This is a genomic window from Synechococcus sp. A15-62 (assembly GCF_014280075.1).
In the GTDB taxonomy this organism is placed as follows: Bacteria; Cyanobacteriota; Cyanobacteriia; order PCC-6307; family Cyanobiaceae; genus Parasynechococcus.
Genome location: NZ_CP047950.1, coordinates 318,969 through 344,416 on the forward strand (window position 1 = coordinate 318,969; position 25,448 = coordinate 344,416).

Sequence of the window (25,448 nt, forward strand, 5' to 3'; positions counted from 1 at the left end):
AACAAAAAGCCCCCTCCGAGGAGGGGGCTTTCCGATTCAGTTGATCTGAATCGTTTGTTGATTCCAGATCAACCGATGGCAGGAGCTTGCAGAGCCACAGGAGTGGACTCAGCAGCAGCCAGGTCGAGGGGGAAGTTGTGAGCGTTGCGCTCGTGCATCACTTCCATGCCGAGGCCGGCACGGTTCAGCACATCAGCCCAGGTGTTCAGGACGCGGCCCTGACCATCAAGGATGGACTGGTTGAAGTTGAAGCCGTTCAGGTTGAAGGCCATGGTTGACACGCCGAGGGCGGTGAACCAGATGCCGACAACAGGCCAGGCAGCCAGGAAGAAGTGAAGGCTACGGCTGTTGTTGAAGGAGGCGTATTGGAAGATCAGGCGACCGAAGTAACCGTGGGCAGCCACGATGTTGTAGGTCTCTTCCTCTTGGCCGAACTTGTAGCCGTAGTTCTGGGACTCGCTCTCGGTGGTTTCACGCACCAGGGAGGAGGTCACCAGGGAGCCGTGCATGGCGGAGAACAGGCTGCCGCCGAAAACACCTGCGACGCCCAGCATGTGGAAGGGGTGCATCAGGATGTTGTGCTCGGCCTGGAACACCAACATGTAGTTGAAGGTGCCAGAGATGCCCAGGGGCATTGCGTCAGAGAAGGAACCCTGACCGAAGGGGTAAACCAGGAAGACAGCGGAGGCTGCAGCGACAGGTGCGCTGTAGGCAACGCAGATCCAGGGGCGCATGCCCAGGCGGTAGGAGAGTTCCCACTCACGACCCATGTAGGCGTAGATGCCGATGAGGAAGTGGAAAACAACCAGCTGGAAGGGGCCGCCGTTGTACAGCCACTCATCGAGGGAAGCAGCTTCCCAGATGGGGTAGAAGTGCAGGCCGATGGCGTTGCTGGAAGGAACAACAGCACCAGAGATGATGTTGTTGCCGTAGATCAAGGAGCCAGCGACGGGCTCACGGATGCCATCGATGTCGACCGGAGGAGCGGCGACGAAAGCGATGACGAAACAGATGGTGGCAGCCAGCAGTGTGGGGATCATCAGCACACCGAACCAACCGACATACAGACGGTTGTTGGTGGAGGTGACCCACTCACAGAAGGCCTGCCAGCTGGAAGCGCCGGAGCGCTGCTGGAGGGTGGTGGTCATGAGAACGGAAAGAAATGTTCCCGAAGGAACGGTTTAAGGAAGGGCAGGACAGCCCTGCCTGTTCGGGAGTGTAAAGGAAGATTGCGCTGTGTGTCGCTGGCTTGATGAAGTTGTTGTGAAGAAGCCTTCATCCCTTTCGGCGGCAGCGCTTGTTAGCGTCCCGAAACCCCCCATGGCAGCTGACGTGGCACCACAACAAGAACGGGTGTTGCTGGTGCGGCTGCCCTGCAATCCGATCTTTCCGATCGGACCGATTTATCTCGCCGACCATCTCCACAAGTGTTTTCCGGAGATGCCCCAGCGCATCCTTGACCTGGCGGCTCTGCCGGTTCTGGATGTCCACCGCGTGCTGGAGGCCACCGTTGATCAGTTCCAGCCGACGCTGTTGGTTTTTTCCTGGAGAGACATTCAGATCTATGCGCCGGTCGATGGCCGTGGCGGCAACCCCCTACAGAACTCATTTGAGGTGTTCTATGCCCGAAATCCACTGAAACGTCTGCATGGCGCCTTGGGTGGGCTTCAGTTGATGAGCAGCCATTACGGCGAGCTGCACAGAAACCAGCGTCTGGTGCGTCAGGGCTTGAAACGTGCGCGACGCCACCAGCCTGCTGCTAGAGCAGTGCTCGGCGGTGGAGCCGTCAGTGTGTTCTATGAGCAACTCGGCAAGTCGCTCCCCAAGGGAACAGTTGTGTCTATCGGTGAGGGGGAGCCGCTGCTGGAGAAGTTGATCCAGGGTCACACCCTCGAGGGCGAACGTTGCTTCGTGGTTGGGGAGAAGCCACGTTCAGGCCTGATCCATGAGCAGCCGGAAAGTCGGCCCAAAACCGCCTGCAATTACGACTACATCGCCTCGATCTGGCCCCAGCTGGATTGGTACCTGGAAGGTGGTGATTTCTACGTCGGAGTTCAGACCAAGCGCGGTTGCCCTCACAACTGCTGTTACTGCGTCTACACGGTGGTGGAAGGCAAGCAGGTGCGTCTCAACCCCGTTGATGAGGTGGTGAAAGAGATGCGCCAGCTTTATGACCGCGGGGTGCGTGGTTTCTGGTTCACCGATGCTCAGTTCATTCCTGCGCGGCGCTACATCGAAGACGCCAAGGAACTGCTGCGGGCGATCAAAGCTGAAGGGCTGACCGGCATTCGTTGGGCCGCCTACATCCGCGCCGACAATCTGGACTCCGAATTGGCTCAGCTCATGGTGGAGACGGGCATGAGTTATTTCGAGATCGGCATTACGTCCGGTTCTCAGGAGCTCGTCCGCAAGATGCGTATGGGGTACAACCTGCGCACCGTTCTGGAGAGTTGTCGGATGCTGGCGGATGCGGGCTTCCGAGACCATGTGTCGGTGAATTACTCCTTCAATGTGATCGACGAGCGGCCGGAAACGATCCGTCAGACCGTGGCTTATCACCGTGAGCTGGAGGCCATTTTCGGCGCTGATTTGGTTGAGCCAGCAATCTTTTTCATCGGTTTGCAGCCCCATACCCACTTGGAGCAATACGGCTTTGATCAGGGTCTGATCAAGCCGGGTTACAACCCGATGAGCATGATGCCGTGGACGGCGCGCAAGCTGCTCTGGAACCCTGAACCGATGGGGAGCACCTTTGGCCGTGTGTGTCTTGAGGCTTTTGATCGCAATCCTGCGGATTTCGGTCGCACAGTTATGTCACTCCTCGAAAGGGATTACGGCGTGGCTTCGCTTCAGGAAGCGTTGCGAGCCCCTGTGGCCGGCCGGGCTGCCTTGGCAACGGCTGTGCGCTGAATCAGCAGCAGGATCAGCAAACTGATCAGTCCTACAGCTCCCCCAAGTGGGTTTGGGGCGCTTCCTCCTGGGCCCACCAACCACGACGGCGCATTGGTTGACAGCTGAAGCAAGCCGCTCTGCAGCAAAAACCATCCAGCGACAAGTCCGCCATGTAGGCCGATGCAGCCCCAAAGTGATCCCCGGTTCGATTGACGCTGTCTGGCCAGCACCAATCCCAGAAGAAACAGGCCGATCAGCAGGCCGCTCATGGCACCCAGTCCCAGGTTGAAGCGCGTGTGAACGAGGCTGAAGATGCTGGCCTGAGCCAAGGCTGCACGACGCGAGCCCATCAATTGATTGAGTTCCGTCCAGAGCCAGCCGCGGAAAATCAATTCCTCTGCAAAGCCAACGCCGAGGCAGAGCAACACAGCATTCATCAGCTGAGTTGCATCCACTTCGCCTCGCCAATTTCCCGAGCCTTCGAGCAGAACGACGCTTGTGATCACCGTCAGCAGCCCTGCGGCAATGAGCAGACCTTTGAGAAGAGCTGCTGCAGGCGCCGGTTGTTCTTGCCGGTTTGATCGGCAGATGCCCAGGGCCGCCCAAGGTTGTTCAGCCGACCAACGCATGGCGACCCATCGAGGCATCAGCGCGATGAACAGCACAAAACTCAGCACCGTTCCGGTGAGGGAGACCTGATCTGTTTGCAGCCCAATGAGGGTTAACGGAAGCGCTGCTATCCACCCCAACGCGTAAAGCAGAGGAATGAAGAGAACCGTGGGCAGCCAGAACGGCTGAAGCAGGAGGAACCTGTTCAGCGGTTGCAGCATCGCTCTAGTTTTCAGGCTCGATTGAGCTTGTCAGGCCTTTGGATTTCAGCGTCTCGCAATAGAACTCAGCCGGCTCGATGTCACACACGATCACCAAGCCCACGCCTGTGTTGTGGGCCTCCAGCATCACCGCCATGCAGTCCTGCTCGCTGAGTTGCGGCACAACTTGCTGCAGGGTGGCCACCACGTATTCCATGGAATTCACCGGATCGTTGTGCAGCAGCACCTTGTAGCGGGGTGACCGCTTGCGAACCCTCTCTGGTGCTTTGTCCAGAACAGCTGCACCACCTGGTTTTTGGCTGGGAGACTCCACCGCCATGACCATTGATCCGAATACTTTTAAATCTAAAGGGAATAGGGAGAGGGAGCGGCTCACAGGGCTTTGATGCGAGCCATGGCCTCATCCACATTGGCGCGGCTGTTGAAGGCGGACAAGCGGAAATACCCCTCGCCCGCGGCGCCAAAGCCGCTGCCGGGTGTGCCCACCACGTTGGCCTTGTTGAGCAGATGGTCGAAGAAGCCCCAAGAGTCCATGCCCTCAGGGGTCTTGATCCAGACGTAGGGGGCGTGTTCGCCGCCATAAACGGTGAGGCCTGCAGCAGTGAGTTCGCGGCGAATGATCGCGGCGTTCTCCATGTAGAAGCTCACCAGTGCCTTCACTTCGGCCTGACCTGCTTCGGAGTAAACCGCCTCAGCTCCGCGCTGAATGATGTAGCTCACACCGTTGAACTTGGTGCTCTGACGTCGGTTCCACAGCCCCCAGAGTTCCACGGCTTCGCCGTTGGCTGCTTTGCCTTTCAGTCCCTTGGGCACCACGGTGAAGGCACAGCGGGTGCCGGTGAAGCCGGCGTTTTTCGAGAAGGAACGGAATTCGATGGCACAGTCCCGGGCCCCCTCGATCTCGAAGATGGAGTGGGGGAGTTCCGGATCCTGGATGAAGGCCTCATAGGCAGCATCGAAGAGGATCAGTGCGCCATTGGCGCGGGCGTAGTTCACCCAGGCTTGAAGTTGTTCCCGGGTGGCGACGGCACCGGTGGGGTTGTTGGGGAAGCAGAGGTAGATCAGATCGACCGGTTCACGGGGAATCTGCGCTGCAAAGCCGTTGTCCGCGCTGATCGGCAGGTAGGTCAGTCCCGCATAGCGACCGATCTCCCCGGCTTCGCCGGTGCGACCCGCCATCACGTTGCTGTCCACGTACACCGGATAGACAGGGTCCGTGACGGCCACTTTGTTGCCCTCGCCGAGAATGTCGAGGATGTTGCTGCTGTCGCACTTGGAGCCGTCGGAAACAAAAATTTCCTCGGCACTGATGTCGCAGCCTCGGGCCTGGAAGTCGTTTTTGGCGATGGCCTCCCGTAGCCAGCCATAGCCCTGTTCGGGGCCGTAGCCATGGAAGCCTTCGGAGGTGCCCATCGCATCGATGGCGGTTTTCATGGCTTCACGGCAGGCCAGCGGCAGGGGCTCCGTGACATCACCGATGCCCAGACGGATCAGCGCTGCGTCGGGATTGGCGCTGCTGAACGCTTTGACGCGCCGACCGATCTCAGGGAACAGGTAGCCCGCCTTGAGTTTGAGGTAATTGCCGTTGACCTGAACCACGGAATCGGGAGCTATTTCTGCGGGGCATCCTGCCGTGTCGGCAGCTCCATACGATGACCACAGGAGTCAGGACATCCGACGTGGTCGTCTCATCCCTGGATCACCCGGTTGATTTTCATGCCCTGGTGGACAGCGGCATCAACAAACCAGCGCGCTACATGGGGCATGAGTTGGGGGTTGAACCACGGGACTGGCAGACAGCGACCGTCTGCTGGGCGCTCACCTACCCCGAGATTTATGAGGTCGGCTCCAGCAACCTCGGCCACATCATTCTTTATTCGATCCTCAATGCCGTTCCCGGGCAGTTGTGTGATCGCGCCTATCTGCCAGCGGCCGATCTGGCGGGCCGCTTGCGGGAGCGCTCTAAGGCGTTGTTTGCCGTGGAAAGCCGTCGGCCCTTGCCGGCCTTCGACATCCTGGGCTTCAGCCTCAGCTACGAACTGGGCGCCACCAACATCCTTGAGATGTTGGACCTCGCGCAGGTGCCCATCCGCGCCGCTGATCGTGGCGATCTGCCGCTGAATGATCCTGCAGCACCTCCTCTGATTTTTGCTGGCGGTCCTACGGCCACCAGCAATCCAGAGCCCTATGCCCCGTTCTTCGACTTCATCGCCCTGGGTGACGGTGAGGAGCTGTTGCCCGAAATCGGTCTGGTGGTGGCGCAGGCCAAAGCGGATGGATTGACCCGATCGCAACTGCTCCGCGATCTGGCGCAGGTCCCTGGCGTTTATGTGCCTTCTCTTTATTCAACGGGCGCCGATGGGGTCACGCTTGAGCCGCTTCATTCTGATGTCCCGGCGCGGGTTCTTCGGCGTGTGGCAACGCCGATGCCCCACTACGCCATGGGCCTTGTGCCCCATGTGGAAACAGTCCATGACCGTCTCACGGTGGAGATTCGCCGCGGCTGCACTCGTGGTTGTCGCTTCTGCCAGCCCGGGATGTTGACGCGTCCGGCTCGGGATGTGGAACCCGAAGCGGTGATCGAAGCGGTGGAGACCGGCATGAAACAAACCGGTTACAGCGATTTCTCGCTGCTCTCCCTGAGCTGCAGCGACTACCTGGCACTCCCGGCGGTGGGGGTTGAGTTGCGCAACCGCCTTGCCGATCAGAACGTCACCCTTCAACTGCCCAGTCAGCGGGTGGATCGCTTCGATGAAGACATTGCTCACATCCTTGGCGGTACGCGGAAAGCGGGTCTCACCTTCGCGCCCGAGGCCGGAACACAGCGACTCCGCGACATCGTCAACAAAGGCCTTACCGATGACGACCTGCTGCATGGCATCCGCACGGCCATGCAGAACGGCTACCGCAAGGTGAAGCTGTACTTCATGATCGGCCTCCCTGGTGAGACGGATGCCGATGTTCTCGGCATTGCCGAGACCTGCGTGATGCTGCAGCAGCGCTGCCGTGACCTTGGTCGGCTGAACCTGAACATCACGATCAGCAATTTCACGCCCAAGCCCCACACCCCTTTTCAGTGGCACAGCGTCTCCACGGCCGAGTTTGAGCGCCGCCAGGCCCTGCTCAAGGAGGCCTTCCGGCGTTTGCGCGGCGTAAAGGTGAATTTCACCGATGTGCGGCTGTCGGCCATGGAGGATTTTGTGGGCCGCAGCGATCGGCGCCTTGCCCCGGTGATCGAGGCTGCCTGGCGGGCCGGTGCCGGCATGGATGCCTGGTTCGAGTCGCTGGATCGCACCTACGCCGCCTGGACCGGAGCCATTGCGGATGCTGGCCTTGAGGGTCGTTACCGGGAGATGGAGGTGGGTGGCTGGAGTGCTGTGGCTGCGCTGGATCGGGAAGATCTGGAAGCGTTCTGTGCTCAGCCGCTTCCCTGGGATCACATCGACACCGGCATCGAAAAGGCCTGGCTGGCGGACGATCTGCAACGGGCTCTGGCAGCGGCGGTTGTGCCCGACTGCTCCTTTGATGGTTGCAGCAGTTGTGGGGTCTGTGGCCCGGACCTCGGCCACAACGTGGTGGTTCCCGCTCCTGAGGTGCCAACCCAGTTGCCGACCCAGGCGCCGCCCAGTGAACGGGTCTGCCGGATCCGGGTGCAATTCGCCAAAACGGGATCGATGGCGCTGCTCAGCCATCTTGATCTGATGCGCATGCTCGAGCGGGCCCTGCGTCGCAGTGCTCTTCCGATCAGCTTCACTGGCGGCTTTCATCCCCTGCCGCGGATTCAGATCGCCTTGGCCCTGCCCCTCGGCGCTGAGGCCCAGAGCGAGTGGATGGACCTTGAATTCACTGAGGCCCTGGATCCCAATCACTTCTGCAAGACGCTCCAGCCGTTGTTGCCGGAGGGCATTCAGCTGCTGTTAGCAGCTGAGGTTCCCGTCAGCGGCAAAAGCCTCTCGCAAGAACTGAAGGGCGCTGTTTGGTGTTTTGATCTCGTGCCGGAGGCGCAGGCCTCGATGCCATTGGATTGGCATGCGGCGGTGGATCAGCTCCTGCAGGCCACAAGCTTGGTGTGGCATGACAACGATAAGAAGGGCCGCCCCCGGGAGCGGGATTGCCGCCCCGCGTTGAAGGCGCTGCATGTGACGGATCAGAACCCCGATGGATCCATTCGGCTTCGCTTGGAAGCAGCGGTTGATGAGATGGGCCGGAGCTTGCGCCCTGCTCAGATTCAGCACTGGCTTGCCGAGACCGTTGGCCAGCCCTTGCAGGTGCAACGCTTGGCCCGAGAAGCCCTGCTCCTCGATGCGCAGTGCTAATTTGGCTACAGAACAGGTGTTTCGTCCGTCGAGGCCAACCTTGTTCCGGTCTTGTCTGATCCAACACGGATATCGAGGTCCACATAACGGCTTGAACGGCGGTCTTTTTTGGAACCCCCAAGCCTGATTCATAGGAGTTTCTGCTCCGCAACCTTTTGGTCTTGCTGACCAGCTCAGATCTTTCCATCAACCCGTGAGGGAGAACCGGCAGGTTCCTCAACGGATTTGGCCCTCAATCGGGCTCAACAAGTTCTCTTATGCCCCAGCAAATTGTCATCGCGGAGCAGCTGCGCATCGCAGCAGTGCTGACCGATGAACGCGTTGATGAACTGATCGTCGCGCAGGGTCGTTATCAGATCGGAGATGTCTATTTAGGAACGGTAGAAAATGTTCTGCCAGGTATTGATGCTGCCTTCGTCAATATCGGTGAGAGTGAGAAAAACGGGTTCATTCATGTCACCGATCTTGGGCCGCTGCGTCTGAAGAAAGGTTCGGCTGGGATCACTGAACTTCTGGAGCCTCGCCAGAAGGTTCTGGTTCAGGTGATGAAAGAACCGACCGGCACCAAAGGCCCACGGTTGACGGGAAATCTGGCTCTTCCAGGTCGCTACCTGGTGCTTCAGCCCCATGGCCAGGGAGTCAATATCTCCCGGCGCATCAGTTCCGATGCAGAACGGAACCGACTGCGTGCCCTGGGTGTTCTGATCAAGCCGCCTGGTGCTGGCCTGCTGATCCGTACGGAAGCCGACGGCATCAGCGAAGAACTATTGATTGAGGATCTGGAATCCTTGCTGCGCCAGTGGGAGGCGATTCAGCAAGCCGCTGAAACGGCTGCACCGCCGGTGCTGCTCAACCGCGACGAAGACTTCATCCATCGGATTCTGCGGGACCACATGGGCCCGGATCTGGCTCGGGTTGTGGTGGACGATGCCGCCGCTGTGAGCCGTGTGAGCAGTTTCCTCGGTGCTGATGCCAGCAATGTGCTGGTGGAAGCCCACAGTGAACCCAGCGAGTTGCTGGAGCATTACAAGGTCAATGCCGCCATCCGCGATGCGCTGAAGCCACGGGTTGATCTGCCGTCCGGTGGCTACGTGATCATCGAGCCCACCGAAGCGCTCACGGTGATCGATGTGAACTCGGGCTCGTTCACACGGTCGGCCAATGCGCGCGAAACCGTGCTGTGGACCAACTGTGAGGCGGCGATCGAAATCGCTCGCCAGCTCAAGCTGCGCAACATCGGTGGGGTAATCATCATCGACTTCATCGATATGGATTCCCGTCGTGATCAGCTCCAGCTGCTGGAGTATTTCACGACAGCTGTCCGTGACGACTCAGCCCGCCCGCAGATCGCACAGCTCAGCGAACTGGGCCTGGTGGAACTCACCCGCAAGCGACAAGGGCAGAACATCTATGAACTGTTCGGTCGGGCTTGCCCCAGCTGTGGTGGTTTGGGCCATGTGGCCGTTCTCCCTGGCAAAGACCTGCTTCAACCTCTGGCGACGGCCACGGGATTGGTGCGTTCGGCGGCCTCTGCCCGCGCCGAAGTTGTTGCGCCAGGAGAGAACGGTGGCAATGGCCGGCGGCGGCGCGGTGGTCGAGGGCGCGGCAGTCAGGATGCCGTCCTTCCTGTCGAGACGTCCGATACCACTGCCCCTGAGGTGTCGACCCAAGAGGCTCAGGAGCCCGCGACCGCCCGTCGTCAGGACCCTGAATTGGTTGCCGTCCCGATGACGGACGAGCAACAGCAGTTGTTTGGTTGGCTGGGATTGAACCCTGCCCTGTTGCTGGAGGAGCCCCCTGCATCCGACAACGTCGTGGTCCGGGTTGTGCGTCCTGGCGAGGACGAGCAGGAGGTGCTGGAGGCGGCGCGTCAGCAATTGGCGGCCAGTTCCGGACGACGCCGTCGTCGCGGCGGACGGGGCGGTCGTTCAGGCGCACGCAATGGTGCGAGTCAGCCCACTGCGACCCCTGCCGCTGAGACGTCCGTTGTGGTTACCTCATCCGCCCCGGATGAGGCGGCTCCCCTGATGGTGGAGATCACTCCCTTGGAGGCGGTGACCAACCTGACGATTACCGAACCAGAACCGGCCCCCATCAGCGAACCCGCTGAGCCGGAGCCTGTGGCTGTTGTGGAAACAGCTGAGCCTGAGGAGCCTCGCCGTCGCCGTCGCCGCTCTTCTGCTGTCGCCACGGTCTGAGCCGGATGACCGCGCAGGAGTCCCTCCCTCTTGGGAGGGACGTGGCCGGTGTGGATGAAGTCGGTCGCGGTTGCTTGTTCGGTCCTGTTTTTGCGGCCGCTGTGGTGCTCGAAGTCTCAGCGGCCGAATGCCTGTTGAAGGCAGGCCTGACCGACAGCAAAAAACTCTCGGCCAAGCGTCGGGCTGCCCTGGTTCCCTTGATTCAGTCGCTGTGTGTGGCGTCCGCTTTGGGCCAGGCGTCAGCGAGAGAAATTGATGCCTGCGGCATCCGCGTTGCCACGGAACGCGCCATGTTGCGGGCTCTGCAGCGACTGCCCCAGAGCCCTGGGCTTGTGCTGGTGGATGGCAATCTTCCCCTTCGGCTGTGGCACGGCCCGCAGCGCACAGTGATCGCAGGGGATAGCCGTTCAGCAGCCATTGCTGCGGCCAGTGTTCTGGCCAAGGAAGCCAGGGATGCACTCATCCGCCGCTTGTCGGCTCGCTTTCCTGGTTATGGACTTGAACGCCATGCGGGCTACGGCACGGCACAGCATCGTCAGAGCCTGATGGCCTCAGGCCCCACGCCCCTGCATCGGCACACGTTCCTGAAGCGTCTGCTCGGTTGAGCGTTGTCCCTCTGTTTCCCGGCACCAGCAGCGGTAGTCGTCGATCAGTTGTTGGCCAACCCGGGCTTTGATGCCAATGAGGATGCCACTCAGAATTGATTCGCCCGTCGATTCCAACACCCGTTTGGGGATCAGCTTGAGCAGCGATGGCTGGCTGACGCACACTGATAGATGGGCATGCCCCTGAAGCCCGCCGGGTGTGGAGGTGAGCCGTGCCTCCAGGTTCAGGGCGAAGTCGTCAACGATTCCCAGACCTTCCAGTTCGCAGTCGAGGGCCTGCATCACCAACGTGTCGCCTTCCATATGGATCTGGAGGGACACCACGGGTTTCACGTGGAGTTGAAAGACCTGCAGGCTGGTCACCACGTAGCGGTAACGCCCTGGCTGCAGGCGGGTGAGCTGTTTGGCGTCCAGCAGTGCCCCGAGGACGCGCTCCTCCTCCAGCAGGTAGGTGGGCAGCCGTTCTGCTCCGGTTCTGACAGGCAGATCAAGCTTTTGACTGGCTTCGAAGGCCAGGGGCATGGACTTCACCTGACGCGGCATGATCTTATCGAGTCCATGCAGTGCGGCTTCGATGCCTACACGTCTCGCATTTCTTGGCCCAGCCGGGACCTATGGCGAGCAGGCCGCCCGGGTGCTGATCGAACAGGACGCTCTCGAGGATGTTCAGCTGATGCCCTGCGTTGGGCTTCGATCGGTTGTGGAACAGCTGGCGGGGGGGGAGTGTGATGCAGCCGTTGTCCCGATTGAGAACTCGGTTGAGGGGGGGGTGACAGCGACCCTCGATGCGCTGTGGTCCCACCCCGAGCTTTGTATTCGCAGAGCTTTGGTACTGCCGATTCAGCACGCTTTGCTGGGCAGTGGGCCGCTCAGCAGAGTCACCGAAGTGCTGTCCCACCCGCAGGCTCTGGCCCAGTGCAGTGGCTGGTTGGCCCAGCATCTGCCCGATGCCTTGCAACTGCCCACCTCATCCACGGCTGAAGCAGCTCGCATGGTGGCGGGCAGTCCCTTCCGTGCTGCGATCGCCTCCCAGACCGCTGCCCATGAACACGGGTTGGATCAGCTGGCCTTCCCCGTTAATGATGTTGCGGGCAACCGCACCCGTTTTCTGCTGTTGCGTCGTGGGCAGCGCACTGAGCATGGCGATGTGGCCAGTCTGGCGTTCTCGCTGCATCGCAATGCGCCGGGGGCCCTGCTTGAGGCACTGGCCTGTTTGGCTGAGCGGGGCCTGAACATGAGTCGGATTGAATCACGACCGTCCAAACGGGAGCTGGGGGAATACGTCTTTTTTGTGGATGTGGATCTTCCGCCGGTGCCCTCAACGGCTCTGGCGGAGCTGATCGCCCAGTTGCAGCCTCTGTGTGAGCATCTCGCCCATTTCGGTGCTTACCCCAGCAGCGATTTGAGTGGCTCTTGAAGATCAGTCTTTTCTGATTCGGAAGACGCCGAACTGCATCAGCCCGGTGGCGAAGGCCCAGTGCATCAGCAGCAACGTCGGCGTTTCTCTCAGGCCTTGCAGGACAGCTTTCGGCCCCAGGCTGAGCACGGCCCAGGGACGGCGGACGCCCTCGATGATCGAGTCAATCCATGAGGGGAGCGTGGCCTGGGTCCAGTCACCGGTGACGATCTCGCCACGGTTGTGCACGCTGTTGTCGAGGTTCTGGCGGAACCCCTTGATGCTGGCGAATTCAGGGTGGGCCCATTGGTTGAGCAGCTGACGCATCACCCAGCGTTCGGTTCGCGTCATGCCGCCGTCAGATGGATCCCGGCGGTTCCAGTCGGCCACTGCAAGCAGCCCTCCAGGGCGCATCACCCGCAGCAGCTCATCGGCATAACGCTGTTTGTCCGGCATGTGGGGACCGGCCTCCACACTCCAGACCGCATCAAAGCTCTGATCGGGCAGTTGAAGATCCAAGGCGTCCATTACCTGGAAGCGGCAGTTCAGGCCTGATGGGGTGAGTTGTGTGGCTCGTTCTACCTGAGCAGGGCTGATGCTGATGCCGAGAACGTTCAATCCGTAATCCCGCGCCAGGATTCGGGCACTGCCACCGATGCCGCATCCCACATCCAGCACCCGGCTGCCGGCGGGGAGTTGGTCCAGACCGCTCCATCGCACCAGCTCGTGGACGAAGGCTTCCTTGGCTTCGCGGAAGTCGCAGGAGCCGGGCGGGGTCCCGTAATGGCCGAGATGGACATGCTCTCCCCAGAGCTGCTCCAGCAAGCGGTCTTCCGTCCAGGCGTCGTAGGCGGAGGCGACACTCTCCGATGATTCGTAGCGCCGGTCGCGGCGAAGCCACAGCGCAACTCCGGTTGCTCCAACGGCGCCGGCTACCACTAACAGAGATCCCAACATCACTTCAGATCCATCAACACAGTGCGGGCCGCCAGTTGGCGTCGGGTGTGGTCCAACATTTCAAATTGCTGACTCAACCGTTCGTGGGTGTCGGTTAGTTCCAGAAGACTCTGTTGCTCCGAAGCAGCCTGATCCAGATGGGCGCTGATCCAGAAGGAGAGTTCCCGCGGTAGATCAGGCAGATCGTCAGGCAGTTCCACCTCTCGGTTCTGCAGTTTGCTGGTCAGCTGAACGACGTCGCTCAAGGCTTCGCTCACCTTGTCCCGCAGGCTGTTGAGCTGGTCGGTGTCGGCCACGGGCTCATCCTCCAGCCAGCTCACCATCCCTGTTCGGTAGGGCGTTTCCCGCGTGATGTTGAGCAGCCGGAACCGCTGTTGGCCCAGCGAAACGATGTAGCTGCGACCGTCTTCGGTTGTTTGGTGCTGAAGCACCTCAGCGCAGCAACCGATTTCGGCCATTTCGCCGTTCTCGGGGTTGATGCGAACGATGCCGAATCGTTTGTCGGTCTCCAGAACCGTCTGGAGAAGCATCCGATAACGCGATTCAAAAATGTGCAGCGGCAGGAGCTGCTGCGGGAACAACACGACGTCCGGCAGGGGGAACAGGGGAAGCTCCCTCACAGAAAAATCGGACACGAACGCCGTGTTGTAGGCAACTGAATCCTAGGAAAATGAAGTTCTGATCGAACGGATCAGAGCTTCACTTCGATGTCCACACCACTGGGGAGATCAAGCTTCATCAGCGCATCGATGGTTTTGGCCGAGGGGCTGTAGATGTCGATGATCCGACGGTGGGTGCGGGTCTCGAAGTGCTCGCGGGAGTCCTTGTCCACGTGGGGAGAGCGCAGAACGCAGTAGATCTTGCGTTTCGTGGGCAGGGGGATTGGACCGATCGCGGTTGCAGCGGTGTTATCGGCCGTTTCAATGATTTTCTCGCAAGAGAGATCGAGCATGCGGCGGTCGAACGCCTTCAGGCGGATGCGGATCTTCTGCTGAGCGATGGCAGTGGACATAGGAAGGGAGCGAAAAAGCTTCGAGGTCGAAGCAGGACTTCAGTTGTCGAGGTTCTGAGAAATGTAGGAGATGGGGGGCTGAGCCCCTCCATCTCCTGACGTGTGGTTCAGCTTGCGCTGATCACTCGATGATCTTGGAGACCACGCCAGCACCGATGGTGCGGCCGCCTTCGCGGATGGCGAAGCGCATGCCTTGCTCGATGGCGACGGGGCAGATCAGCTCACCGGTCATCTGGATGTTGTCACCAGGCATCACCATTTCCACGTTGGAACCGTCTTCCGCGGTGAAGGCAGTGATTTGGCCGGTCACGTCCGTTGTACGGATGTAGAACTGCGGGCGATAGCCAGCGAAGAAGGGAGTATGGCGGCCGCCTTCTTCCTTCTTGAGCACATACACCTGACCCTCGAATTTGGTGTGAGGGGTGATGGAACCGGGCTTCACGAGCACCATGCCGCGCTCGATGTCTTCCTTTTGGATGCCGCGCAGCAGCAGACCAACGTTGTCGCCAGCCATGCCCTCATCGAGGAGCTTGCGGAACATTTCCACACCGGTGACGGTGGTCTTGCGGGTGTCCTTGATGCCGACGATTTCGATTTCTTCGCCGACCTTGACGATGCCACGCTCGATACGGCCTGTGGCCACGGTGCCGCGACCGGTGATGGAGAAGACGTCTTCCACAGCCATCAGGAAGGGCTTGTCCACTTCCCGCTCAGGCTCAGGAATGCTGGAGTCAACAGCCGCCATCAGTTCCTCGATCTTGGCTTCCCACTCAGCCTCGCCCTCGATGGCCTTCAGGCCGGAGACCTGAACCACGGGGATGTCGTCACCGGGGAAGTCGTAGCTGGAGAGCAGTTCGCGGATCTCCATCTCCACCAGTTCGATGATCTCTTCGTCATCGACCATGTCGCACTTGTTCAGTGCAACCACCAGAGCGGGAACGCCCACCTGCTTGGCCAGCAGGATGTGCTCCTTGGTCTGGGCCATCGGGCCGTCGGTGGCGGCACACACCAGGATGGCGCCGTCCATCTGAGCGGCACCGGTGATCATGTTCTTCACATAGTCCGCGTGGCCAGGGCAGTCCACGTGGGCGTAGTGACGGGTCTCGGTCTCGTACTCAACGTGAGCGGTGTTGATGGTGATGCCGCGCTCACGCTCTTCAGGGGCGCCGTCGATGTCGGCGTAGTTCTGAACTTCAGCCTGACCCTTCTTGGCGAGCACGTTGGTGATCGCAGCGGTAAGGGTGGTCTTGCCGTGGTCAACGTGGCCGATGGTGCCGATGTTGACGTGGGGCTTGTTCCTTTCGAACTTCTCGCGTGCCATGGGTGTTTAAAGAATCGAGGGTTGGATTTGGAGGAGTTTAGAGATCAGGAATTGCCCTGATTCTTGGAAATGATGGCCTCGGCCACATTGCGAGGAACTTCGGCGTAGTTGTCGAATTCCATCGAGAAAATGCCCCGGCCCTGGGTCATGGAGCGGAGCTCGGTGGCGTAACCGAACATCTCGGCAAGGGGCACCTTGGCCGAGATTTTGGACGTGCCGTCTTCGACGGACTGGCCCTCAACCTGGCCTCGACGGGAGGACAGGTCGCCGATGATCGAACCGAGGAAGTCCTCGGGAGCTTCGACCTCGACCTTCATCATCGGCTCAAGCAGCACAGGGTTGCACTTCTTGACGCCGTCCTTGAAGGCCATGGATCCGGCGATCTTGAACGCCATCTCCGAGGAGTCGACGTCGTGATATGAGCCATGCACCAAGGTGCATCTCACATCGATGAGGGGGTATCCTGCGATCACACCGGATTCGCAGGTCTCCTTCATGCCCTGCTCGGCGGGCTTGATGTATTCCTTCGGAACGACACCGCCCACGATCTTGTTGACGAATTCGAAGCCGGAGCCGGGCTCACCCGGTTCCATCTCGATGACAACGTGGCCGTACTGGCCTTTACCGCCGGTCTGACGGGAGAACTTGCCCTCGCCACCTGCAGAACCACGGATGGTTTCGCGGTAGGACACCTGAGGTGCGCCGATGTTGGCTTCCACCTTGAACTCACGCAGCATGCGGTCCACCAGGATTTCCAGGTGGAGTTCGCCCATGCCGGCGATCACGGTCTGGCCGGTCTCAGAATCGGTGTTGACGCGGAAGGTGGGGTCCTCTTCAGCCAGAGCAACCAGGGCCTTGGAGAGCTTCTCCATGTCGCCCTTGGTCTTCGGCTCAACAGCCACGGAGATCACCGGTTCGGGGATGAACAGGGTCTCGAGAACGATCGGATCGTCCTGGGTGCAGAGGGTGTCACCCGTGGTGGTGTTCTTCAGTCCGAGCACCGCACCGAGGTCGCCGGCACGCAGCGCGTCAACTTCCTCTCGGTCATCAGCTTTAAGCACCACCAGGCGGGAGATGCGTTCCTTCTCACCTTTGGTGGAGTTGAGCACGTAGCTGCCCTTCTCGAGGATGCCGGAGTACATCCGCACGAAGGTGAGCTTGCCGTAGGGATCGGCCATCACCTTGAAGGCGAGGGCACTGAAGGGGGCGCTGTCGTCGGACGGACGCACCGCTTCACTGCCGTCGGGAAGCACACCCTGGATGGGGGGAACGTCGACGGGAGCAGGCAGGTAGTCGATCACAGCGTCGAGCACCAGCTGCACACCTTTGTTCTTGAAGGCGGAGCCGCAGAGCATGGGCACCAGACCGTGCTTGAGCACGCCCTCACGGATGCCTTTCTTGAGCTCTTCAACGCTGAGTTCGCCGTTTTCGAGGAATTTCTCGATCAGCGCCTCATCGGTTTCGGCGACGGTTTCCATCAAGGTGTTCCGCCACTCGGCGACCTCGTCGGCCATGTCGGCCGGCACGTCGGCTTCTTCGATGTCGGTGCCGAGGTCGTTCTTATAGATGTACGCCTTGTTGGCGACGAGATCGATGATGCCGCTGAGCTCACCTTCGGCACCGATTGGAAGCTGGATCGGAACAGCGTTGGCTTTGAGGCGATCCTTGATCTGGCCGTGAACCTTGAGGAAGTCCGCACCGGTGCGGTCCATCTTGTTCACGAACACCATCCGGGGAACGGAATAGCGATCGGCCTGACGCCAGACGGTCTCGGATTGGGGCTGAACGCCACCAACAGCACAGAAGACGGCAATCACGCCATCCAGCACGCGCATGGAGCGCTCCACCTCAATGGTGAAGTCCACGTGGCCAGGCGTGTCGATGATGTTGATCCGATGGTCCTGCCAGGACGTCGAAATGGCAGCGGCGGTGATCGTGATGCCACGCTCCCGTTCCTGGGCCATCCAGTCGGTCACGGCGGCGCCGTCATGCACCTCGCCGATTTTGTGCACCACACCGGAATAGAACAGGATCCGTTCTGTCGTGGTGGTTTTGCCGGCATCGATGTGAGCAGCGATACCAATATTTCTGACGCGTTCCAGGGGGAAGTCGCGGGCCACAGGAAATTCTCCGGGGGTGGGGCGTGAAAAGGCGGAGAGACTCTACAGGCCAGCCATGAACATCTGTGTTGATGACTGGCCCGCGAGGCTCAGTAGCGGTAGTGGGCGAAAGCCTTGTTGGCTTCGGCCATCTTGTGGGTTTCTTCGCGCTTGCGAACGGCGTTGCCAGCTTCGTTGGCGGCATCCATCAGTTCGCCAGCCAGCTTCTGGGCCATGCTCCGGCCGTTGCGGGCGCGGGAGAAGCTCACCAGCCAGCGCAGGGCCATGGCGGTGCCGCGCTCCTGGCGGACTTCCATGGGCACCTGGTAAGTAGCACCACCGACACGGCGGGCGCGCACTTCCACCAGAGGGGTGGCGTTCTTGACGGCTGTCTCGAACAGTTCGAGCGGATCTCCGCCGGTGCGCTCGTTGATCAGGCCGAACGCGTCGGACAGGATCCGTTGCGCTGTCGACTTCTTGCCGTGCTGCATCAGGCGTACCACCATCATCGTGGCGAGACGGCTGTTGAACTGCGGGTCGGGAAGAATCGGGCGCTTCTCAGCGGCGTTGCGGCGTGACATTAGGGATCAGAACTTGATGGGGATGGGTAAGAAACCGGTGATCACTCCTTCGGAGCCTTGGCGCCGTACTTGGAGCGGGACTGACGCCGGTCTTTCACGCCAGCGGTATCCAGGGTTCCGCGGATGATGTGGTAGCGGACACCTGGGAGGTCTTTGACGCGACCGCCGCGGATCAACACCACCGAGTGCTCCTGCAGGTTGTGACCGACACCGCCGATGTAAGCCGTGACCTCAAAGCCGGAGGTCAGGCGCACACGAGCCACCTTGCGCAGAGCCGAGTTGGGCTTTTTGGGCGTCGAGGTGTAAACGCGGGTGCAAACACCGCGACGCTCAGGGCACGACTTCAGGGCTGGGGATTTGGTCTTGGCCTTGAGGCGTGAGCGCTCAGTGCGGATCAGCTGTTGGATGGTTGGCATCGATGGTCGGTGAGCGGTCGGACTCCCGACCTGATTCGACAATCGACCACGATACCGGGTGACGGTCCCCCCTCAAATGCGGCTGAATGCACTGCCGCAGGCACAGGGTTCAACACCATCGCTGTTGCGGATCAGAAAACCACCGCCACTCAGGTCGCCCCGGTAGTCCAGGCAAAGACCTTCAAGCAATTTGAGCTGTTCCGCCGGGGCGTGCAGGGTCACGCCATCGGCTCTTGCGATCGCGACGCCTGCCAGATGTCCTGCCCGGATGCGCAGCACGTGTTGTGCGCACTCCCCGGGAGTGAGATCGAGATGCATCTGCCCCGGTGTTCCCGCCACGGCCGCCTGTCGCCCCAGCTCAGCAGCAGCGGCGGCGGTCAGCCGCAGATTGGCAGCCATGCTCAGTTCCTCAGGGCCCCCACTGTTGCAGGTCTCAGAGGGGGATGAGACCCAGGCCGTTGTGGACTCTCGGGGAGCTGCTTCGGCCGTTCATCACGGTTCGTCCGGCCACCACAAGGGTGGTGGAACTGCCGCCATCCATGTTCAAGGCATCGCGCAGGCCCAGTTGCTGGGCAGCCAGAGCTGTTTCCACAAGGGTGGGATCACTGCCGGCGGCCCCGCGCAAGGTCATCAGCCACTGACCGCTCGCTCCCTGAGCCACAACTGTTCTTGGTGCCGCCAAGCTCATGAAGCCAGGGCTGAATCCCTCCTGACGTCCATTCAGCACCACGCGGCCGTTCTGCATCAGGAGGGGACCGCCCCCCAGAACATTGGGCTGTTGGGCCAGGGGAGAGCTGGATCGCTCTGTCACCTGGATTTGATCACCAGGTCGAGCCGGCAGTGGCGTGCGCCCGCGGGCGACGACCAGCGCTGCGTTTTCGGGAATGGCGATTCCGCTTTGCAGGCTGCGCTGGTCGAAGGTTGTCTCGACGCGCCCACCTCGAATTAACAGAGCTTCCTCTTCTCCGCTCAGGGCCCGGTAGCGGGGCCCCCATGCAGGTGTGTAGAGGCTCAGTCCCTTCTGGACGTAGCCGCTGTTGAGTGCCATCAGGCCCCAACGGCGACCGTTGTTCACCCGCAGCGTCTGGTTCAGCCGCAGCCGGCCGAACTGCAGATCCCCTGAGGCTCCCCAAGCGATCACGCCGCGATTCAGGATCGGACCGGACAGCCAGATCCCCTGATGCCGAACGGCCCCCAGGGGGAGTTGATTGATCCGATTGAAAAAGCCTCCGTTGACTGCGACCAGTGCCCCTGCGGGTTGGGAGAGCTGAGGCAGAAAACGCAGGCCCTGTTGCTGCTCGGCTTTGACCAGGGGCTGAAGGGTGATGCCGAGACGGCTCAGCTGGCCGCCGGCACGGAACACCTGAATGGGTTTCACCCCCACCTTGATGGTGCGTTGCTCCAAAACGAAGCCCCGCCTCAGCCATTCGGCCACAGCTGGGTCGCGCAGGGGCAGATGTGCGCTCTGGGCTGGGCGGCGACCGCCGATCTGCACGCCATCCAGCACCACCCTCCAGGGGGACGCCAGGCTCAGGCTCCTCAGCTTGGTGGCTTGTCCCTTCAGCACAAGGCCGCCGTGGCGATGCTGCTGTGGGGTGAGTCCCCACGCCTTGAGTTGACGTTGCTGGGTCCGCGACAGCTTGAGCTCCAGCAACAGGTCGCCGTTTAACCGCTGCACCAGGGCGGGGCCGTTCAGGTCAAGCACCAGGCGATCAGCTGTCGAACCCTTGCCGCGGCGCAGGTTGTTCACCGTTGGAGGGGGCAGCCGAAGCTCCAAGGTGTTTCCCCGCACTTTGAAGCGCACGCCAGTTGCGGCAAGCCAGTCGCTCACTTCGAGGCCGACTTCATCACCGAGCGAACGGGTGGCCAATGCGGTGAGGGAGACCGTTCGACCGAACCATTCCAGTGCCTCTCCATCGAGACGGGACACCCGCCGGAAACCCAGACGGGATTCCAGAACCTCCAAGGGCAGCCAAAGTTCTTCCGGTTCTGCGTCGCTGCCCTTCCAGAGCCAAACCGATTTGCTCCGTTCTTGCCCGATCAGCACCTCCTCACCGCTCTGGTTCGGCACAGGGCGAAGCTCAGGTGGTGGCGGGGGAAGTGGGGCAAAGGCAAGCATGAAATGCCTGGGCGGAGAGGCGCCTGCCTAGGATCGTCCCTCGAGATGGTTTCTGCAGAGCTCGAAGCTGCAGGCCCATGCGATCGTCCGGTTGAGTTCCCTATGTCTGACGCCATCCGTTCTGCTGTCTGGCCTTATTGCGACAGCCCTGCACCTGAGGTTGTTGCGGGTGAGAAGGATGCGTGTGGCGTTGGTTTCCTGGCTCAGCTCCAGGGGCAGGCCAGTCACTGGGTGCTGGAGCAGGCCCTGCGTGGTTTGGGATGCATGGAGCACCGTGGTGGTTGCGGTGGTGATGGCGACTCCGGCGATGGCGCAGGTGTGTTGTGTGAGATCCCCTGGTCCTATTTGAAAGCTGTTTGGCCCGAGGCGGCTGCAGCTCGTGGTCTCGGCATGATGTTCATGCCGACGGATGCCAGCCGTCGTGCTGAGGTGCGTGGCCTTTGTGATGAAGAGGCCAGAGCCCTTGGCATGCAGCCTCTGGGGTGGCGAACGGTGCCTGTCGCCCCTGAGGTTCTCGGCCCTTTGGCCCGTGCCACAGCTCCTGTGATCGAGCAGTGGGTGCTGAATGGTGATGCGGACGACGCAATCTTCGACGGGCAGCTGCTGCGGTTGAGGCGACGCATCGGTGCCCGTGTGCGGGCCGCTCTGGGTGCTGAGGTGGCCCAGGACGTTTATGTCGCCTCCCTGAGCAGCCGAACGGTTGTTTACAAGGGGATGGTGCGATCCGAGGTGCTGGCGCAGTTCTACGCCGATCTGCAGGACCCTCGATTTGAGGTGAGTTTTGCGGTGTATCACCGCCGTTTCAGCACCAACACCCTGCCGCGCTGGCCTCTGGCGCAGCCGATGCGGCTTCTCGGCCACAACGGCGAAATCAACACGCTTCTGGGCAACCTCAACTGGGCCAAGGCTTCAGAAGCCAGCCTCGAGAACGTCTGGGGTGAGGCGGCTGATGACCTGATTCCGGTGGTGAACTCTGCCTTCAGCGATTCCGCCAACCTGGATGCCACTCTGGAATTGATGGTGCGCAGTGGTCGGTCGATCACCGACAGCCTGATCACGCTGGTGCCCGAAGCGTTTCGCAATCAGCCCGATCTCGACAGCCGTCCCGATGTGACGGCGATGTACGAATTCAACGCGGGCATTCAGGAACCTTGGGACGGCCCGGCCCTGTTGGTGTTCGCCGACGGCAAGCGGGTGGGCGCCACGTTGGATCGCAACGGGCTGCGTCCGGCGCGTTGGTGCACCACCGCTGACGGCTTCGTGATCATGGGATCGGAGACCGGCGTGGTGGATCTCAGCGGCAAGACGATTGTTCAGAAAGGTCGTCTTGGCCCGGGTCAGATGGTGGCCGTTGATCTCGAACGTGGCGAGTTGCTCGACAACTGGTCGGTGAAGGAAGACGCGGCGCAGCGCTTCCCCTATGGCGAGTGGCTGCAGCAGCATCGCCGCGGTGTGGCCCCCCAGCCTTGGACCCAGGACCGGCAGGTGGGTGAACTCGATCTGCTGCGGTTGCAGACCGCGATGGGGTTCACCGCTGAAGATTTCGATCTGATCATCGAAGACATGGCGGCTCTCGGTAAGGAGCCGACCTACTGCATGGGTGATGACATCCCCCTGGCGGTGCTCTCCGACAAGCCGCACCTGCTTTACGACTACTTCAAGCAGCGCTTCGCCCAGGTCACCAACCCTCCGATCGACCCCCTGCGGGAAAAGCTGGTGATGAGCCTGGAGATGCATCTGGGTGAGCGCCGGCCCGCCCTGAAGCCCCAGCCGGAAGCGGCCTCCGTCATCCATCTGGAGACGCCCGTTTTGAACGAGGCTGAGCTGGCGGCCATCAGTGAGCAGGGCTTGCCCGTCAAGACGGTGTCCACCCAGGTTGCTGTGGAGTCGTGTGCGGGAGGCCTGCAACAGGCCATCGCGGCGCTGTGCAGCGTTGCGGAGCAGGCGGTGCGTGACGGAGCCCAAGTTCTGGTGCTGTCCGACCGGGTCGATGGCACGGGGGCTGCTGCCCCGCTGACCCCCACAACAGTGGCGATGCCGGCCTTGCTGGCTGTGGGTGCTGTTCATCACCATCTGCTGCGCCAGAAGCTGCGGCTGCAGTGCTCTCTGGTGGTGGATACGGCCCAGTGCTGGAGCACCCATCACATGGCCTGCCTGATCGGTTACGGCGCCAGTGCCGTCTGCCCTTGGCTCACCTGGGAAACCACTCGCCACTGGCTGGATCACCCCAAGACCAAGAAGCGGATCGAACAGGGCAAGTTGCCCGCCCTGGATGCCAATCAGGCCCAGGCCAACGTTCGTGAGTCGCTGGAGAACGGCCTGCGCAAGATCCTCTCCAAGATCGGAATTTCATTGCTGGCCAGCTATCACGGCGCTCAGATCTTTGAAGCGATCGGCCTGGGAGCGGATGTGGTGGAGACCGCCTTCACCGGAACGACCAGCCGTGTTGCCGGCATGACGCTGGCCGAGCTGGCGAACGAAACGCTCTCGATGCATGCCAAGGCCTTCCCGGAGCTCAATCGCAGCAAGCTCGAATTCATGGGCTTTGTTCAGTACCGCAGTGGGGCGGAGTACCACCGCAACAACCCTGAGCTGTCGAAGGCGCTCCATAAGGCGGTGGCCCATGGCCCTGGTTACGACCATTTCTCCACCTACCAGGCCTTGTTGGAGAACCGACCGGTGATGGCCCTGCGAGACCTGTTGGAGTTCAAGTTGGCTCCCACCCCAGTCCCCCTGGATCAGGTGGAGAGCATCGAGAGCATTTGCACCCGCTTCTGCACAGGCGGGATGAGCCTGGGCGCTTTGTCCCGCGAAGCCCACGAAGTGTTGGCCGTGGCGATGAATCGCATCGGCGGCAAGAGCAACAGCGGTGAAGGCGGTGAGGACCCAGCGCGCTTCCAGATCCTCAAGGATGTGGATGGGGAGGGCCGTTCCACCTCATTCCCCAGCATTGGTGGTTTGCGCAATGGGGACACCGCCTGCTCGGCGATCAAGCAGGTGGCTTCAGGCCGTTTCGGTGTGACGGCGGAATACCTGCGCAGCGGCAAGCAGTTGGAGATCAAGGTGGCCCAGGGTGCCAAGCCTGGTGAAGGCGGTCAGCTGCCAGGGCCCAAGGTCGATAAGTACATCGCCTGGTTGCGCAACAGCAAGCCAGGTGTGGCCTTGATTTCACCACCACCACACCACGACATTTATTCGATTGAAGACCTGGCGCAGCTGATCCATGACCTGCATCAGGTGCATCCCGCTGCTCCCGTGAGCGTGAAGCTGGTGGCTGAGATCGGCATCGGCACCATCGCTGCGGGTGTGGCCAAGGCCAACGCCGATGTGATCCAGATCTCCGGTCACGACGGTGGCACGGGCGCATCTCCTTTGAGTTCGATCAAGCATGCCGGCAGCCCCTGGGAGCTGGGCCTCACCGAGGTGCACCGCTCCCTGGTGGAGAACGGTCTGCGTGATCGTGTTCTGCTGCGCGCCGATGGAGGCCTGAAGACCGGCTGGGACGTGGTGATTGCTGCTCTGCTGGGGGCGGAGGAATACGGCTTCGGCTCGATCGCGATGATCGCCGAGGGCTGCGTTATGGCTCGCGTCTGTCACACCAACAACTGCCCTGTGGGTGTGGCCACGCAGAAGGAGAACCTGCGCAAGCGTTTCACCGGTATTCCTGAGCATGTCGTCAATTTCTTCTGGTACGTCGCAGAGGAAGTGCGTCAGCTGATGAGCCTGCTCGGCGTCACCCGCCTCGAGGAGCTGATCGGCCGCACCGATCTGCTCCAGGCCCGCTCGGTTGATCTGGCCAAGACCAAGGGTGTGGATCTCTCCAGCCTGCTGGCTCCGATCAGCGGTGCCGAAGATCGTTCCTGGCTTCGCCACAGCGACCAGGCTCACGGCAATGGACCGATCCTCGAGGATCAGCTCCTGGTTGACGCTGAGCTGATGGCTGCCCTGGAGAACCACGGTGCCATCAGCCGCAGCATCGAGATCATCAACACCGATCGCAGTGTCTGTGCCCGTCTGGCCGGTGAAATCGCCCAGCGCCATGGAAACCGCGGCTTCAAGGGACAGCTCGATCTCACCTTCCGGGGTGCCGCAGGCCAGAGCTTCGGGGCCTTCCTGGTGCAGGGCATGCAGGTTCGTCTGGAAGGCGAGGCCAACGACTACGTGGGCAAGGGCATGAACAGTGGTTGCATCACCCTGGTGCCATCAGACGGTTGTGCCTCTCCAGGGGATCAGGTGATCCTCGGCAACACCTGCCTCTACGGGGCCACCGGCGGAGAGTTGTTTGCCCATGGCCGGGCAGGCGAGCGCTTCGGTGTTCGCAACAGCGGTGCCCGCACGGTTGTGGAGGGAGCTGGTGACCACTGCTGTGAGTACATGACAGGTGGTGTCGTCGTCGTTCTCGGCAGCACCGGTCGCAATGTCGGCGCTGGCATGACCGGTGGTGTGACCTTCTTGCTGGATGAAGAGGGGCGTGTTGCTCCTCGGGTAAACCCGGAGATTGTTGAGGTCTGCACCATCACCACCCATGAGCAGGAGTCTCTGCTGGAGGGTCTGCTGGAAAGGCATGTGGCGCTCACGGGAAGCGAGAAGGCTGCTGCTCTCCTGGCCGATTGGTCTGCGGCGAAGGGTCGCTTCAAGGTGTTGGTCCCCCCCAGTGAACGGGAGGCGATGGGATTGGCCGACAAGCAGGCTGTGGCGGCCTAGCG

Annotated in this window: 20 protein-coding genes; 6 read left to right on the top strand and 14 right to left on the bottom strand. The window is 61.2% G+C overall.

What is annotated here, in order from left to right:
* Window positions 1–68: 68 nt before the first annotated feature.
* Entirely contained in the window at window positions 69–1,148 is a 1,080-nt protein-coding gene (gene psbA / locus SynA1562_RS01600; protein ID WP_006850357.1) for a photosystem II q(b) protein, read from the bottom strand.
* Window positions 1,149–1,320: 172 nt separating this feature from the next.
* Here psbA and SynA1562_RS01605 point away from each other — a divergent pair, with 172 nt between their 5' ends.
* Window positions 1,321–2,910, top strand: coding sequence for a photosystem II high light acclimation radical SAM protein (locus SynA1562_RS01605; protein ID WP_186494511.1), 1,590 nt, complete (start codon window positions 1,321–1,323; stop codon window positions 2,908–2,910).
* Here SynA1562_RS01605 and SynA1562_RS01610 read toward each other — a convergent pair.
* Genes SynA1562_RS01610 through SynA1562_RS01620 form a run of 3 tightly spaced genes read right to left on the bottom strand, consistent with a single transcriptional unit; the run spans window position 2,850 to window position 5,321 of the window.
* Window positions 2,850–3,722: a CPBP family intramembrane glutamic endopeptidase gene (locus SynA1562_RS01610; protein WP_186494512.1), complete on the bottom strand. Its 873-nt coding sequence runs from the start codon at window positions 3,720–3,722 to the stop codon at window positions 2,850–2,852. The two genes, SynA1562_RS01605 and SynA1562_RS01610, sit on opposite strands and share 61 nt — an antisense overlap.
* A gap of 4 nt (window positions 3,723–3,726) precedes the next feature.
* The gene (gene clpS / locus SynA1562_RS01615; RefSeq protein WP_186494513.1) at window positions 3,727–4,047 is read right to left on the bottom strand and encodes an ATP-dependent Clp protease adapter ClpS; all 321 of its coding nucleotides are present in this window, start codon (window positions 4,045–4,047) and stop codon (window positions 3,727–3,729) included.
* A gap of 47 nt (window positions 4,048–4,094) precedes the next feature.
* Window positions 4,095–5,321, bottom strand: a complete 1,227-nt coding sequence (locus tag SynA1562_RS01620) for an LL-diaminopimelate aminotransferase (protein WP_186494514.1) — start codon at window positions 5,319–5,321, stop codon at window positions 4,095–4,097.
* 53 nt (window positions 5,322–5,374) lie between these two features.
* Here SynA1562_RS01620 and SynA1562_RS01625 point away from each other — a divergent pair, with 53 nt between their 5' ends.
* The 3 genes from SynA1562_RS01625 (at window position 5,375) to SynA1562_RS01635 (ending at window position 10,841) form a co-directional block, all read left to right on the top strand.
* The gene (locus SynA1562_RS01625; RefSeq protein WP_186494515.1) at window positions 5,375–8,038 is read left to right on the top strand and encodes a TIGR03960 family B12-binding radical SAM protein; all 2,664 of its coding nucleotides are present in this window, start codon (window positions 5,375–5,377) and stop codon (window positions 8,036–8,038) included.
* Window positions 8,039–8,295: 257 nt separating this feature from the next.
* Window positions 8,296–10,236 carry an Rne/Rng family ribonuclease gene (locus SynA1562_RS01630; protein ID WP_186494516.1) on the top strand — a complete coding sequence of 647 codons (1,941 nt, stop codon included), beginning with the start codon at window positions 8,296–8,298 and terminating at the stop codon, window positions 10,234–10,236.
* Between the two features lie 5 nt (window positions 10,237–10,241).
* On the top strand, window positions 10,242–10,841 hold the full coding sequence (locus SynA1562_RS01635; RefSeq protein ID WP_186494517.1) for a ribonuclease HII: 600 nt from the start codon (window positions 10,242–10,244) through the stop codon (window positions 10,839–10,841).
* Here SynA1562_RS01635 and SynA1562_RS01640 read toward each other — a convergent pair.
* A complete protein-coding gene (locus tag SynA1562_RS01640) occupies window positions 10,788–11,363 on the bottom strand; it encodes a DUF1997 domain-containing protein (protein WP_255445689.1) in 576 nt (191 codons plus the stop codon). The genes SynA1562_RS01635 and SynA1562_RS01640 overlap by 54 nt on opposite strands.
* Window positions 11,364–11,415: 52 nt before the next feature.
* Here SynA1562_RS01640 and pheA point away from each other — a divergent pair, with 52 nt between their 5' ends.
* On the top strand, window positions 11,416–12,258 hold the full coding sequence (gene pheA, locus SynA1562_RS01645) for a prephenate dehydratase (RefSeq protein WP_186494519.1): 843 nt from the start codon (window positions 11,416–11,418) through the stop codon (window positions 12,256–12,258).
* A gap of 3 nt (window positions 12,259–12,261) precedes the next feature.
* Here pheA and SynA1562_RS01650 read toward each other — a convergent pair whose 3' ends face one another.
* The 9 genes from SynA1562_RS01650 to SynA1562_RS01690 all read right to left on the bottom strand — a co-directional run bounded on the left by SynA1562_RS01650 (window position 12,262) and on the right by SynA1562_RS01690 (window position 20,742).
* On the bottom strand, window positions 12,262–13,194 hold the full coding sequence (locus tag SynA1562_RS01650; RefSeq protein WP_186494520.1) for a methyltransferase domain-containing protein: 933 nt from the start codon (window positions 13,192–13,194) through the stop codon (window positions 12,262–12,264).
* Window positions 13,194–13,829, bottom strand: coding sequence for an LON peptidase substrate-binding domain-containing protein (locus SynA1562_RS01655; protein WP_114987187.1), 636 nt, complete (start codon window positions 13,827–13,829; stop codon window positions 13,194–13,196). The genes SynA1562_RS01650 and SynA1562_RS01655 overlap by 1 nt, the downstream gene beginning before the upstream one ends.
* A gap of 56 nt (window positions 13,830–13,885) precedes the next feature.
* Window positions 13,886–14,206 (bottom strand): 30S ribosomal protein S10, encoded by a 321-nt coding sequence (gene rpsJ, locus SynA1562_RS01660; protein ID WP_011363346.1) that lies wholly within the window; start codon window positions 14,204–14,206, stop codon window positions 13,886–13,888.
* A 121-nt stretch (window positions 14,207–14,327) separates the two neighbouring features.
* Window positions 14,328–15,527: an elongation factor Tu gene (gene tuf, locus SynA1562_RS01665; protein ID WP_006851621.1), complete on the bottom strand. Its 1,200-nt coding sequence runs from the start codon at window positions 15,525–15,527 to the stop codon at window positions 14,328–14,330.
* A 44-nt stretch (window positions 15,528–15,571) separates the two neighbouring features.
* Entirely contained in the window at window positions 15,572–17,647 is a 2,076-nt protein-coding gene (fusA, locus tag SynA1562_RS01670; RefSeq protein WP_186494521.1) for an elongation factor G, read from the bottom strand.
* 89 nt (window positions 17,648–17,736) lie between these two features.
* Entirely contained in the window at window positions 17,737–18,207 is a 471-nt protein-coding gene (gene rpsG / locus SynA1562_RS01675) for a 30S ribosomal protein S7 (protein WP_006849937.1), read from the bottom strand.
* Between the two features lie 41 nt (window positions 18,208–18,248).
* Window positions 18,249–18,623, bottom strand: a complete 375-nt coding sequence (gene rpsL, locus SynA1562_RS01680; RefSeq protein ID WP_006850614.1) for a 30S ribosomal protein S12 — start codon at window positions 18,621–18,623, stop codon at window positions 18,249–18,251.
* A 72-nt stretch (window positions 18,624–18,695) separates the two neighbouring features.
* Window positions 18,696–19,022, bottom strand: a complete 327-nt coding sequence (locus SynA1562_RS01685; protein WP_011363348.1) for an iron-sulfur cluster assembly accessory protein — start codon at window positions 19,020–19,022, stop codon at window positions 18,696–18,698.
* Between the two features lie 34 nt (window positions 19,023–19,056).
* Window positions 19,057–20,742 carry a phosphodiester glycosidase family protein gene (locus tag SynA1562_RS01690; protein WP_186494522.1) on the bottom strand — a complete coding sequence of 562 codons (1,686 nt, stop codon included), beginning with the start codon at window positions 20,740–20,742 and terminating at the stop codon, window positions 19,057–19,059.
* 102 nt (window positions 20,743–20,844) lie between these two features.
* On the opposite strand from SynA1562_RS01690, the gene gltB reads away from it, so the two are divergent.
* Window positions 20,845–25,446: a glutamate synthase large subunit gene (gltB, locus tag SynA1562_RS01695; protein ID WP_186494523.1), complete on the top strand. Its 4,602-nt coding sequence runs from the start codon at window positions 20,845–20,847 to the stop codon at window positions 25,444–25,446.
* Window positions 25,447–25,448 lie beyond the last annotated feature (2 nt).